Source organism: Gemmobacter aquatilis, assembly GCF_900110025.1.
Classification (GTDB): Bacteria; Pseudomonadota; Alphaproteobacteria; order Rhodobacterales; family Rhodobacteraceae; genus Gemmobacter; species Gemmobacter aquatilis.
Genome location: NZ_FOCE01000005.1, coordinates 80,420 through 93,568, shown reverse-complemented (window position 1 = coordinate 93,568; position 13,149 = coordinate 80,420). Strand labels below are relative to the sequence as shown.

The 13,149-nt window shown below is 64.3% G+C and carries 12 protein-coding genes; 8 read left to right on the top strand and 4 right to left on the bottom strand.

All coding sequences use genetic code 11. The annotated features are described in order from the left end of the window. The first annotated feature begins 70 nt into the window (after positions 1–70). The 5 genes from BMX43_RS10360 (at position 71) to hflX (ending at position 5,525) form a co-directional block, all read left to right on the top strand. Complete coding sequence (locus BMX43_RS10360) at positions 71–841, top strand: hypothetical protein (protein WP_091301050.1); 771 nt, start codon at positions 71–73, stop codon at positions 839–841. Between the two features lie 77 nt (positions 842–918). After that, positions 919–2,295: a Trk system potassium transporter TrkA gene (gene trkA / locus BMX43_RS10355; protein WP_091301048.1), complete on the top strand. Its 1,377-nt coding sequence runs from the start codon at positions 919–921 to the stop codon at positions 2,293–2,295. Further along, entirely contained in the window at positions 2,295–3,818 is a 1,524-nt protein-coding gene (locus BMX43_RS10350) for a TrkH family potassium uptake protein (RefSeq protein WP_091301046.1), read from the top strand. The genes trkA and BMX43_RS10350 overlap by 1 nt, the downstream gene beginning before the upstream one ends. 133 nt (positions 3,819–3,951) lie before the next feature. Further along, on the top strand, positions 3,952–4,185 hold the full coding sequence (gene hfq / locus BMX43_RS10345) for an RNA chaperone Hfq (protein WP_054303569.1): 234 nt from the start codon (positions 3,952–3,954) through the stop codon (positions 4,183–4,185). A 38-nt stretch (positions 4,186–4,223) separates the two neighbouring features. Next, entirely contained in the window at positions 4,224–5,525 is a 1,302-nt protein-coding gene (gene hflX / locus BMX43_RS10340) for a GTPase HflX (RefSeq protein ID WP_483863933.1), read from the top strand. Here the strand turns inward: hflX and BMX43_RS10335 are convergent. Further along, positions 5,510–6,016, bottom strand: a complete 507-nt coding sequence (locus tag BMX43_RS10335; protein ID WP_091301043.1) for a GNAT family N-acetyltransferase — start codon at positions 6,014–6,016, stop codon at positions 5,510–5,512. The two genes, hflX and BMX43_RS10335, sit on opposite strands and share 16 nt — an antisense overlap. Further along, a complete protein-coding gene (locus BMX43_RS10330) occupies positions 6,013–8,484 on the bottom strand; it encodes a penicillin acylase family protein (protein ID WP_091301041.1) in 2,472 nt (823 codons plus the stop codon). The genes BMX43_RS10335 and BMX43_RS10330 overlap by 4 nt, the downstream gene beginning before the upstream one ends. Before the next feature lie 78 nt (positions 8,485–8,562). On the opposite strand from BMX43_RS10330, the gene BMX43_RS10325 reads away from it, so the two are divergent. Together BMX43_RS10325 and BMX43_RS10320 are read left to right on the top strand one after the other, a co-directional pair. Then, positions 8,563–9,429, top strand: a complete 867-nt coding sequence (locus BMX43_RS10325; protein WP_091301039.1) for an NAD(P)-dependent oxidoreductase — start codon at positions 8,563–8,565, stop codon at positions 9,427–9,429. A gap of 73 nt (positions 9,430–9,502) precedes the next feature. Beyond that, positions 9,503–10,777 (top strand): calcium-binding protein, encoded by a 1,275-nt coding sequence (locus BMX43_RS10320; protein ID WP_091301037.1) that lies wholly within the window; start codon positions 9,503–9,505, stop codon positions 10,775–10,777. 6 nt (positions 10,778–10,783) lie between these two features. Here BMX43_RS10320 and BMX43_RS10315 read toward each other — a convergent pair whose 3' ends face one another. Together BMX43_RS10315 and hemB are read right to left on the bottom strand one after the other, a co-directional pair. Beyond that, positions 10,784–11,332 (bottom strand): lipid-binding SYLF domain-containing protein, encoded by a 549-nt coding sequence (locus BMX43_RS10315; RefSeq protein WP_091301035.1) that lies wholly within the window; start codon positions 11,330–11,332, stop codon positions 10,784–10,786. Between the two features lie 126 nt (positions 11,333–11,458). Then, complete coding sequence (gene hemB, locus BMX43_RS10310; RefSeq protein WP_091301033.1) at positions 11,459–12,457, bottom strand: porphobilinogen synthase; 999 nt, start codon at positions 12,455–12,457, stop codon at positions 11,459–11,461. 152 nt (positions 12,458–12,609) lie between these two features. On the opposite strand from hemB, the gene BMX43_RS10305 reads away from it, so the two are divergent. After that, positions 12,610–13,134 (top strand): component of SufBCD complex, encoded by a 525-nt coding sequence (locus tag BMX43_RS10305; protein WP_091301031.1) that lies wholly within the window; start codon positions 12,610–12,612, stop codon positions 13,132–13,134. Positions 13,135–13,149: the final 15 nt, after the last annotated feature.

Sequence of the window (13,149 nt, the reverse complement as noted above, 5' to 3'; positions counted from 1 at the left end):
GCGTTGCATTCCGTCATTCGGGCGGCGCTGCGATCCGGCAGAACCGTCGGTTGTGCGACAGGATGCTTCGATGGCCGATCCCACCTTTCTGATGAATCCCGAACCCCAATGGTCCGCCTGTGTCGAGCCGAGCCATGCGGGCCTGTTCGACCCGGCTTTTCTGCGCGACATGGCGGGCCTGTATCGCCGCCAGTTCGATGGCGCGGCGGTCGAGAGCAATCTTCTGACGCAGCCCATTCCGCTGTCGGCCTGCCGCTTTCCTCAGGCGACAGAGGTTGCGGCACAGCGGTCCGGCTTTGATCTGCCGACGCTTCTTGTGCCAAGGGGCGGCTGGAACGGCGCGTATGTCGCTTTGGCCGGGCAGGATGCGCTGCGTCGCGGGGCGCATTGGGCGGACCGTCTGACGGTGGCAAATCCCTGGGGGCTAAGCTGGGAAGGCAACCGTTCAAAACGGGGCGGGCGGCTGATCTGGTCGGCCGTGCAATATCTCTGCGCGCGGGGATTTGCGGTCTATGTGACGGATGTGGGCAAGATCCATGTCTCTGACCCGCGCTTTGCAAAGCAACCGGCGCTGGTGGTGGCAGAGCGGCAGGCCTTCGTGGCAGAGGTGGCTGCCGTGGCACCGCACCTGTGGATCACCTTTGGGGGCGAGGCCCGCCGGGCCTTGGCGGGTGCGCTGGCCGGGGCAGGCCGGTGCCTTGCGCTGCCACATCCCAATGCGCATGGTCATATCCCGCGAGATTTCTATGGCACCGAGGACGGAAGCCATGCCTCCATCTCGGCGGCGCTGTGTGACCGGATCGCCGCAGCACTGGCCGGGATGGAACGGACCACCGCGTAACGACACACGGCCCCCATCCTTGACCACACCCCCCACCCATGCGATGCCTTGGCGCAATCAGGGTTCGGGAGTAGCCGATGAAAGTCATCATCTGTGGCGCGGGGCAGGTGGGGTGGCAGATCGCGCGGCACCTGTCCGGCGAACGCAATGACGTGACGGTGGTGGACAGCAACCCCGAACTGGTGCGCCGCGCCTCGGAAACGCTGGATGTGCAGGGGGTTACCGGCTTTGCCTCTTACCCCGATGTGCTGGACCGCGCCGGCGCGCGCGATGCCGACATGATCATCGCCGCCACCCATTCCGACGAGGTGAACATGGTCACCTGTCAGGTGGCCCATTCGGTGTTTTCGGTGCCGCGCAAGATCGCGCGGCTGCGGGCGCAGAACTATCTGGATGCGATCTATTCCGACCTCTACCGCCGCGACCATCTGCCCATCGACGTGGTGATCTCGCCCGAGCGCGAGGTGGCCGAGGCGGCGATGCAGCGGCTGGCGGCCCCGGCGGCCTTTGATACCGAAAGCTTCTTTGACGGGCGGGCGCAATTGCTGGGCATCGTGCTGGATGAGGATTGCCCGGTGCTCAACACCCCACTGCGCCAGTTGAACGAGCTGTTCATGTCGCTGCGGGCCATTGTGGTTGGCGTGCGGCGGCAAGGGCGGCTGTTTGCCCCCGATCCGGGGGACCAGCTGTTTGCGGGCGACCAGATCTATATCTTTGCCCATGCCGAGGATGTGAACCGCGCGCTTGGGATTTTTGGCAAATCCACCAAGAAGCAGGAGCGGGTGGTGATCATCGGTGGCGGCAATGTCGGCCTGGCGGTGGCGCGGGCGCTGGAGACGCGCGCCGACCGGGTGCGCGCCAAGGTGATCGAGCGAAACCGTGCGCGCGCCGAATATGCGGCGGACAATCTGGAGCGTACCATCGTGCTGAACGGCGATGGCATGGATATCGACCTGCTGATGGAAGCGGCGGTGGACCGGGCGGATGCCGTGCTGGTGGTGACGGATGACGACAAGACCAACATGCTGGTTTCGGTGCGCGCCAAATCGCTGGGCTGCCCGATGGCGATTGCGCTGATCAACGACCCGACGCTGGTGCCGCTGATGGCCGATCTGGACATCGACGCCTATATCAATCCGCGCGCCACCACCGTGTCGTCGATCCTGCGTCATATCCGGCATGGGCGGGTGCGGGCGATCTATTCGATCGGCGATGCCGAGGCCGAGGTGATCGAGGCGCAGGTTCTGGGCACATCGCCCCTTGCCGGGCGGCTGGTGCGGGATATCGAGTTTCCTGAAGGCGTTCTGGTCGGTGCAGTGATGAAGGGCGACAAGGTGATGAAACCCACCGGCGATCTGCGGATCGACGAGGGCGACGCCATCGCCATCTTCGCCATGGCCAAGGACGTGCCCGAGGTTGAACGCCTGCTGCAAGTCTCGGTCGATTTCTTCTGATGTCGGGTTGGGCACGCCGCCTGCTGGATCTGCCGCTGCTCGTCATTCTCATGGCGATTTCGGCGTTGGCCATGCTGGTTCCTGCGGCTCATGCCTATGCGCTGAGCCAGCATGATGTCGGGCGGCCGTTCTTCTATTCGGCGCTGGGGCTGCTGGTGCTGAGCGCGATGATCGGGCTGGCGACGGTGGAGCGGACGCCGCGCGACGGGCGGCGCAGCCATCTGAAGGCGCTGATCGGCGCCTATCTGGTGCTGCCGCTGCTGCTGGCGGTGCCTTTCGATCATGCGGTGCCCGACACCTCGTTCCGCAATGCCTGGTTCGAGATGCTGTCCAGCTTCACCACCACCGGCGCCACGCTGTATGACACGCCGGGGCGGCTGGCGCCGAGCCTGCATCTGTGGCGCGCTCTGGTCGGCTGGCTGGGCGGGTTTTTCATCCTGCTGATGGGGGTGGCGGTGCTGATGCCGCTGAATCTTGGCGGCATGGAGGTGCTGGGCGGGCGCAGTCTCGGCGAACATGCCTCGCGCCAGATCACCCGCATTGCCGACCCATCTGAACGCATCCTGCGCTTTGCGGTGATGTTGTTTCCGGCCTATGGCGGGTTCACCTTGCTGCTTTGGGTCGGTCTGACCTTTGCGGGCGAGAGCGGGTTTGATGCGCTGTGTCTGGCCATGGCCACCTTGTCCACCAGCGGCATCCTGCCCGAAGGTGCGCAGGGGACGGTGGTGTCGGGGGCGGTGGGCGAGATGATGATCGCGGTGTTCCTGACGCTGGGCATTTCGCGCCGGGCCTATCCGGGGGCGTTTTTTGCTGACCGCAGCCTGCCGATCCGCCGCGACCCCGAAGTGGCGATGGCCTTTGCGCTGGTAGGGCTGGTGACGGCAGTGCTGTTCCTGCGCCACTGGGGCGGCGCGATCGAAAATGCCGAAGGGCAGGATATTCCGGCGTTTTTTCATGTGCTGTGGGGCACGGCCTTTACTGCACTGTCCTTCCTGACCACCACGGGCTTTGCGGCCGAACAATGGGCTTCGGCGCGGATCTGGTCGGGGCTGGAAACGCATGGGCTGATCCTGATGGGGCTGGCAGTGATCGGTGGCGGGGTGGCTACGACGGCGGGCGGGGTGAAGCTGCTGCGTGTCTATGCGCTGTTCCGGCTGGGCGAATACGAGATGGAAAAGCTGATCCATCCCCATTCGGTCGGCGGTGCGGGAATGCGCGCGCGCAAGTTGCGCAGCGAGGGCGCGCATGTGGCCTGGGTGTTCTTCATGCTGTTTGCGATGTCGATTGCGGTGATCGTGGCGGCGCTGACTCTGGTGGGCATCGGCTTCGATCCGGCGCTGATCCTGACCATCGCAGCCCTGTCCACCACAGGGCCGTTGGCGCAGTTCGCAGGCGAGGCGCCGGTGCGGTTTGCCGAGCTTGGTTATGACGCAAAGGTGATTCTCGGATGTGCCATGGTTCTGGGTCGGGTGGAGGCGCTGGCGGTTCTGGCGCTGCTTGCCCCCGGCCAATGGCGGAGGTGAAGCCGAGAATGGCAGGATAAAGCTCTGTTTTGGGGCTGGAATCTCCGGGAAAGCGCAGACATACTGCGCAGGCTGCCAACCGGGACAGGGGAGGGTGGCGCCAAGGACCGCGCGATAAAAAAAGGCAAAAAAAATGGCTGCCGATAAACAGAATTTGCAGGACGCATTCCTGAACCATGTCCGGAAGGCAAAAGTTCCGGTTACGATTTTCCTGATCAACGGGGTGAAGCTGCAGGGCGTGATCACCTGGTTCGACAATTTCTGCGTGCTGCTGCGCCGGGATGGCCAGTCGCAGCTTGTTTACAAACATGCGATTTCGACCATCATGCCGGGTGCGCCGATCAATCTGTATGAGGGTGAAGACTGATTTCCGACCTTCCTGACGAAGACGAAGATTTCGACCCGCTGAATGAAGATGGCAGCGGGATTGATGCCTATGAAACGGCGGCACAGCCGACGCGGGCCTTTGTTCTGCATCCTGACATCCGCACTGACCGGGGCCGCAGGTTGCCCGAGCATCGGCTGGCCGAGGCTGTGGCCTTGGCAAGTGCGCTGCCGGGGCTGGTGGTGGTCGGCTCCGAGGTGGTGCGCTTGCCGCGGGTTCAGCCGGGGCAATTGTTCGGATCGGGCAAGGTGGCCGAGCTGAAGGCACGGTTCGCGGCCGAGGATATTGATCTGGTGCTGGTCGATGGGCCGGTGACGCCTGTGCAACAGCGCAATCTGGAAAAGGAATGGGGGGTCAAGCTGCTGGACCGGACCGGCCTGATCCTGGAAATTTTCGCGGATCGCGCCCGCACTCGCGAAGGCGTGCTGCAGGTGGAGCTTGCGGCGCTGAGCTATCAGCGGACCCGGCTGGTGCGTGCCTGGACCCACCTGGAACGCCAGCGCGGCGGCTTCGGCTTTGTCGGCGGCCCCGGCGAGACGCAGATCGAGGCGGACCGCCGCGCGATCGATGATCAGGTGATCCGGCTCAAACGCCAGCTCGACAAGGTGGTGAAAACCCGCGAATTGCATCGCGCGGCGCGGCGCAAGGTGCCGTTCCCGATTGTCGCCCTAGTGGGCTATACCAACGCCGGCAAATCCACGCTGTTCAACCGCGCGACCGGGGCCGAGGTTCTGGCCAAGGACATGCTGTTCGCCACGCTGGATCCCACGATGCGCGGCGTCACGCTGCCGTCGGGGCGCAAGGTGATCCTGTCGGATACGGTGGGGTTCATCTCGGACCTGCCGACGCAGCTTGTGGCGGCCTTCCGCGCCACGCTGGAAGAGGTGCTGGAGGCCGATCTGATCCTGCATGTGCGCGACATCGCCCATCCCGAAACGGTGGAGCAGGCGGCGGATGTGGCGGATATTCTGGCCAGCCTTGGCGTGAAGGGCGGCACCCCGATGTTCGAGGTGTGGAACAAGCTGGATCTGGTCGATGCCACCACGCATGAGGGGCTGCTGGTGCAGGCCCGTGCGCGCGAGAACGTCTTTGCCGTGTCTGCCCTGACCGGCGAGGGGCTGGATCTGTTGCTGGAGGCCGTCAGCGCCGCCTTCGACGAGGAAAAGACCGAACGCACGCTGGCCCTGCCGTTCAGCGAAGGGCGCAAACACGCCTGGCTGCATGGCGAAGGTGTGGTGCTGGCCGAACGCGAAACCGAAGACGGTTGGGAAATGGACCTGCGCTGGACCGCCCGGCAGGAAAAGCGTTACCGCGAGCTGTAAGTGGCCCGCGGGCAAAGCAGGTAAACGCTGTCGCACCATTCATCGCCCCAAAGCAGGGTGCGTTCGGCGCGGTGGGTTTCGGTGAAACCGAAGCCCGCCAGCAGGCGCAGGCAGCCGGTATTGCGCGGATCGGCCTCGGCGGTCAGGGCGTCGATGCGGTGGTTGGCGAACAGATGCGGGATCAGCGCCGCCAAGGCCTCGGACATATAGCCGCCGCGCCAGTAATCGGGATGCAGGATGAAGCCGATTTCGGCCAGCCGCCACATGCCCGCCTTGCCGATCACCCGGCCCTCATGTTCCAGCACGAACTCGTCAGCCTCGGGCGGCAGGGCGTGCATCAGGCGGGCAAGGGTGGCCTCGGTTTCGGCCAGTTGCGTATGCGCCGGGCGCGACCAATAGCGCATCGCCTGCGCATCGCTGAAAACCGCGTGCAGATCGGCCAGATCGCCCGGCGCCGCGCGCCGCAACAGCAGGCGCGCGGTGCGGATCATTCTGCAACCTCGACCGGGGTCAGCACAGTATCGCCCACCGCTGCCGCGCGGGCCAGATCCGGGTCCAGCGACATCGGAATATACTCGCCCTGACGCCAGCGTTCGCCCAGATTGTCATAATGGCGGCTGAGCGGGTGGCCTGACTGCCCGGTGGAGATGATGAAGACCGAACTGTCCGGGTCGGCGAAATCATAGACCCCGCGATAGCCTGCGCCATGCACGTTCAGATAGGGGTTCGGCCCGCTGCCCTTGGTGACGCCGCGCATCAGCGTGCTGTCATCGCCGCTGGTGCTTTGCCGGATATTGACGAAATAGCGCAGCACCGGCACATCGCCCATCACCGGATGATCCTGCGCCGCCTGATGCACATCGCCCCAGCGCCAGCTTTCGACATTCGGCCCATAGGTTTCCGACAGGCCCAGCAGCGCCTCGTCCAGCGCGATGCGTGCCAGATCGGCGCAGGTTTCCACCACCGCCGATTGCACCACATCGCACCAGCCCGCCGCCCCTTCGACATTGCGATAGACACGTTCCAGAAAGATCGGTTCGATATGGGTGAATTCATCGGCCATCGGCCCGATCTCGTCGCGGATCAGCCGGTCTTGCAGCGCCCGCATCCAGGCCTGATAGATCAGCGGTTCGGGCAGATGCTCGTTCATCTCGCCGTTCCACTTGGCCATCAGCTCCAGCGCGCGCTGGCGCAGGCGTTCGGGCGTGCCCTCGGGCGCGGCCTCGCCGGTGAACCACAAGTCTGCCCCGATCAGTGGCAGCAGCGTGCGCGCGGTGGGGCTGACGGTATCCAGCTGCGCCTCGATGAAGCTTTCGCGGGTATGCACCTCGCGGGTTTTCATCAGCGTCAGCCAGCGTTGGATGCGCTGCGTATCGCCCCAGGTAAAGCTGACATGTTCGGGGAAGGGGCGGTTGATGATCTTGTTGTTGGTATTGCCCAGAATCCCGCTGACCGGATCGGTGAAGCGCGGGTTCTCCTCATAGGGAAAGCTGCCCTGCCAGCGGTTTTCGGCCAGCCAGCCGGGGGCGGGCATCCGGCCCTGGGTCTGGTGGCGGGCATCGCGTTTCGGCATGGCGCCGATCATCTGCAGCGCCACCCCGTTCCGGTCGGCCAGCATCAGGTTCTGCGCCGGGGCAACGTACAGCTTCCCGGCCTCGATCGCCTCGGCCACCGATTTGGCCTTCAGCAGATGCAGCGCCGCCGTCATCGACGTGTCCTTGCCGGTCAGCGCCGTCCAGCCCAGCGACACCACATGCCCCGCCGGGGTGACAGAGCCGATGTCGTAATGGCTGCCGGGCAGGACCGGGCCGTTTTCCGTCCATCGCAGGGTGATGGTGACGGGTGGGGCATCCTTCACCTGAAGGATGGTGCGCCGCGTCTCGAAAGCTTTCCAGCCGTCTGGGGTGCGGTATTGTTCCGTGTTTTCGGGGTTCACCTCTTCGATGAACAGATCCTGATCGTCGAGATAGGCGGTCGTCAGCCCCCAACCCAGCGCCTCGGATCGTCCGATCAGGATGGTCGGCACACCGGGGATGGTGGCACCGATCACGCCGCCCGATTGCAGCTCCAGCCGGGCCAGATACCAGATCGACGGCGCGGTGAAGCCCAGATGCGGATCATTGGCCAGCAGCGAGCCACCCGCCGCCGACCGCGACGGTGCCGCCGCCCAAGCGTTGGAGGCGCCCGCCGTTTCGCGCCGGGGGAAGGGCGACAACACATCCTGCGCGATGCGCAGTGGGGCCGCAGAGGGGCTGACACCGGGCACAAGGCTGGCGTAATCGGGCAGGGCGGCGATGCCGCTACCCGGATCATCGGGCAGAATGTCGCGCAGCCGCGCATCGGGCAGGAGCAGCGACATGCGCGCGCGCAGCACCTCGTCCCCCAACTGGCCTGACACCTGCAGCGCCATCAGTTTCAGGATCGCGAGACTGTCCGCCGGTTGCCACGCGGCAATTTCGTTGGAAAAGAAAAAGAACTCCGGTGCGCCACGCCCGCGCGCGCCCAGATTGACCTGCTCGATCCAGGCGTTCACGCCGCTGGCATAGGCCTCCAGCGCCGCCTGCGTTTCGGCATCCTGCACGGCCACCGACTCGCGCGCATGGGTGTAGAGGTCATAGCGCCGCATCAACTCGTCGATCTTCACGGTGCGGGTGCCGAACACCTCTGACAGCCGCCCCTGTGCGGTGCGGCGCAGCATGGTCATCTGCCACAGCCGGTCCTGTGCATGGGCAAACCCCAGCGCATAGAACACATCCGCATCGGTCTTGCCGAAGATATGCGGCACATTGTCATTGTTGCGCACGATCTCGACCGGGGCGTTCAGCCCCTGCAGGGTGAAATCCTCGTCATAATCCGGCAGCGAGCGGCTGAGAAACCAGTAGCTGATCAAGGTGGCCAGCAGCGCCAGCCCGATCAGCCCGGTGAAGATGCGCAGCAGCCAGCGGAAGAGGGTAAGCATGGGGTCGTCCTTGACCTTGAAACCGAGTTGGGTTCCTAGTCCATCCTGCGCGCCGGAGCAATTGCAGAGGGGATCACCATGGCGAAACTGGCATTTCTGGGTCTGGGGGTCATGGGCTTCCCGATGGCCGGGCACCTTGTGGCAAAGGGCCATGCGGTGACGGTTTACAACCGGACCGAGGCGAAGGCGAAGGCCTGGGTCGCGGCGCATGGCGGCCAGTGGGGCGCCACACCGCGCGCGGCGGCGGAGGGCGCGGATTTCGTGCTCGCCTGTGTGGGCAATGACGATGACCTGCGCGCGGTCTGCCTTGGCCCCGATGGGGCCTTTGCTGGGATGAAGCCGGGGGCGGTGTTCGTCGATCACACCACGGTTTCAGCGCAGGTCACCCGCGAACTGGCGGCGATTGCCGCCGAACAGAGAAAGGGCTTTGTCGATGCGCCGGTGTCCGGCGGGCAGGCAGGGGCGCAGAACGGTGTGCTGTCGGTGATGTGCGGCGGGACGGAGGCCGATTATGCCGCTGCCGAGCCGGTGATCGCCGCCTATGCCCGCATCTGCCGCCGTCTGGGCGACAGTGGCGCGGGGCAACTGGCCAAGATGATGAACCAGATCTGCATCGCCGGTCTGGTGCAGGGGCTGGCCGAGGCTTTGGCCTTTGGCCAGAAGGCGGGCCTTGATGGCGAGGCGGTGGTCGAGGTGATCAGCCAGGGCGCCGCCGGAAGCTGGCAGATGCAGAACCGCCATAAAACCATGCTGGCGGGCGAGTTCGATTTCGGCTTTGCGGTGGACTGGATGCGCAAGGATCTGAAGATCTGCCTGGAAACCGCCGATGAAATCGGTGCCTCGCTGCCGGTCACCGCGCTGATCGACCAGTTCTACAAAGAGGTGCAGCTGATGGGGGGCAACCGCAACGATACCTCCAGCCTGATCCGGCGGCTGACGCGCTGACAGGACGATTGCGGGAATCCGGGCCGCGGCGTAGCCTGTCGCGGTCAAATCATTTCAGATATGGATTTCCGCCATGACCCTGCATGCCTTCAATTCGGATATTCAGTTTGTGAACCCCTTGGTGCTGAACGCCGGTGATGCGGTGGTGATCGGCGTCAATGGTTTTGTCTACGGCCAGGACACGCTGTTCCTTGGGCAGACCGGCAATGACATTCTGGTGGCCGGCGGGGTGGCCTCCTGGCTGACGGCCTTCAGCTTTGGAATATCCGGGCAGGTGCAGGGCGCAGCGATCCAGCTTGCGGACAATGGGCTGATTCAGGCCTATCAGGCCTTGTTCTACAATGGCGTGAATCTGGTTTTCCACAACGCCGGAACCATCATGACCGACACCGTTGCGCTAAGCCTGCGCGGCAGTGCCGAATTGGGCAGCGCCTCGCGCATCGACAATTCGGGCTCGATCGTTTCGGGTGGGATTGCGGCGATCTACGGGCGGGCCGGCCAGACCGAGCCCTACAGCATTCACAACACCGGGGTCATTGCCTCGACCAGTATCTACGCGGTCCTGTTTGACGATACTGATGTGGTCAATGACCGATTGATCAACGCGGGGCAGATTGTCGGCACTGTCGCGATGGGTGGCGGCAGTGACCTGTATGACGCGCGCGGCGGTGGCACGGTTGATGGCACCATCGGCGGCGGGCTGGGCGACGACCGTTTTCGCCCCGGCGCGGCCGAAGAGGTGTTTTCGGGGGATGCGGGCATAGACACGCTGGATTTCCGCGGTGGCGGTGGGGCGGTTGTCATCGCGCTGGATAGCGGATGGGAGGCCGGTGGCTGGGCCGAGGGCGATATCTGGACCGGGATCGAGAACGTCACCGGCACCCGTGGTGCCGACCGGATCGGCGGTGACGGACAGAACAACCGCCTGTTCGGTGCTGCGGGGAATGACACGATCTTCGGCGCGGCAGGCGGTGATGTTCTTGAGGGAGGCGATGGAAATGATGTGTTTTCGGGAGGGGCCGGCAATGATATTTTTGTCTATCGGCGGCTGGGCGAGATCGGCGACCTGATTTCCGATTTCTCCAGCGCGGCGGCGGGAAATGATGACCGCTTCCTCATTTCTGCGGCAGGTTTCGGTGGTGGGCTGTCGGCAGGGACGCTGGCCACCACACGGTTTCGGACCAGGGCGGATAATCTGGCGCAGGATGGCGATGACCGTTTCATCTTCCGCACCACGGACCGCACGCTGTGGTTTGATGCCGATGGCACCGGATCGACCGCCGCAGTGATGGTCGCCGACCTTCAGGCCAATGCAACCGTCACTGCAGGCGACATTGTGATCTTCTGACCCGGCTCAGGGGATGATCCGGGTGTATTTCGTGCCCGACAGCGTTGCCCCGGCGATAAACCCCGATTGGCCAAACACCAGCGCGATCACCGGCGCGATTTCGGTCGTGTCCTTGCCGATGGAGCCGCCCTGATCCGGGATCGCGTATTTCAGATCCGCGCCTGCCGCCCAGCCCTGCGAGCTGCGGAATTCGCTCAGCGCATCCTGCGTCATGAAGAACAGCGCATGGGCATATTGCTGCGCCCCGATCTGGAACCCGATCGTGGCCTTGGCGGCAGAATAGTAATCCACCGTCGCATCCTTGATGCGCAGCGCGCCACGCCCGAAGGCGCCGCCGATGCCCAGGCCCGCCTCGGTGACCAAGGGCATATACAGCACGCCATAGGATTTCTGCGCCAGTTCGCGCGTACCCGGATAGCGGTTGAACAGGTAGTTGCGGGTCTCGTCCACGCGCGCGTCAATTGTGGGGGCGCCATTGCCGCCAACCCCGTTGCCGCAGGCGGCCAGTGCAAGCGTCGCACCGGCGGTGCCGATCAGGGTCCGTCTGGAGATCATCTCTGCCTCGCTGCCTCAGGAAAAGGGCTCTGTGGCCCTGTTACGGCAAAATATAGCGGCTTTCCGCGCCGTTGTCACCGCGCGACAGTGTGATCGGCGCAAAGCCGCCCGCGCACTGCCCGAAGATCAGTTGCGCAACAGCCGTGCTGCGGCGGGGGCGAAATAGGTCAGGATGCCGTCGCAACCGGCACGTTTGAAGCCCATCAGGCTTTCCATCATCGCCGCCTCGCCATTGATCCAGCCGCGATCCGCCGCCCCTTGGATCATCGCATATTCGCCCGATACCTGATAGGCATAGGTCGGCACGCCGAAGGCATCCTTCACCCGGCGGCAGATGTCGAGGTAAGGCATCCCCGGCTTCACCATCACCATATCCGCCCCCTCGCGCAGGTCGCGTTCGATCAGGCGCAGCGCTTCGTCGCTGTTGGCGGGGTTCATCTGATAGGTCTTCTTGTCGCCCTTCAGCGCGCCGCTGGCGCCCACAGCATCTCGGAACGGCCCGTAAAAGGCGCTGGCATATTTGGCCGAATAGCTGAGGATCGCCACATCCTTGTGCCCTGCAGCCTCCAGCGCCATACGCATCGCGCCGATGCGGCCATCCATCATGTCCGACGGGCCAAGGATGTCGGCCCCGCTGTCGGCCTGCATCAGCGCCATTTTCACCAGCGCTTCGACGGTTTCGTCGTTCAGGATCACGCCGTCGCGCACCAGCCCGTCATGGCCGTTGCTGTTATAGGGGTCCAGCGCCACGTCGGTCATGATCGCCAGATCCGGCACGGCGTCCTTGATCGCGCGGATGAAGCGGTTGGTCAGGTTGTCGGGGTTCCACGCCTCTTCGCAGCCTTCGGTCTTCACTGAAGGGTCGGTATAGGGAAACAGGCAGATCGCCGGGATACCGAGGTCGGCGGCTTCCTCCGCCGCCTTAAGCGCCTGATCCAGCGACAGGCGGAATACGCCGGGCATCGAGGCGATGGGTTCGCGGATGTTCACACCATCGCGGATGAAGATCGGCCAGATCAGATCATTGACCGAAAGCAGGTTCTCTTGCGTCAGGCGGCGCAGGGCATCGCTGCGGCGGGCGCGGCGAAAGCGGGTGGCGGGGTAGGCGGCTTGACTCGGGCGCATCGGACCTCCTGCGCTGGCAAAAGCTGGCACTCCGGCAACGGCCTTGCCGCGTCGGCATATTTTTTGCCTGCCTGCCATGGAAAAGCGGGCACGGCAAGGATAGGAATGCCGCAGCATTTGGCCCCGGGGGGCATTCAGGCCGGAGTTCGCGCGTGCAGTGGTATCAATTCGTGCTGGAGATGATCGACCTGCGGTCCTTCTCGAACCTGTGGTTCTGGATCATACTTGCGGTACAATGGTCGATGAGCAGCCATTGGGTACTGGGCGTGCCCTTCGATCTGGTACTGCGAGCGCGGCGCAAGGGCGGGCCGGCGCTGGAGGATCTGGAGGCGATGGCCCGGGTCAATGTGAACCGCATCCTGTATATCACCCATGTCTCGGGCCTGTGGATCGCAGGGTTCGTGGCTTTCACCCTGACGGCGCTGCTGGTGCTGGGCTTCTTTTATCATGTGGAATTCGCGCAGGCGGTGTTCTGCCTGCTGTTCCCGATGACACTGGTATTTCTGCTGGGCCTGCGCACTGCGCATCGCATTGCCGATGGTGACCATCAGGGCGAGGCGTTGCAAGGCTGCCTGATCCGGTTGCGGCTGGCGACGCAGGGCATTGGCATGGTATCCATCCTGCTGACTTCGCTGTGGGGCATGTACCAGAACATGCACATAGGCGCGCTCGGCTGATCCTTTACATCGGCG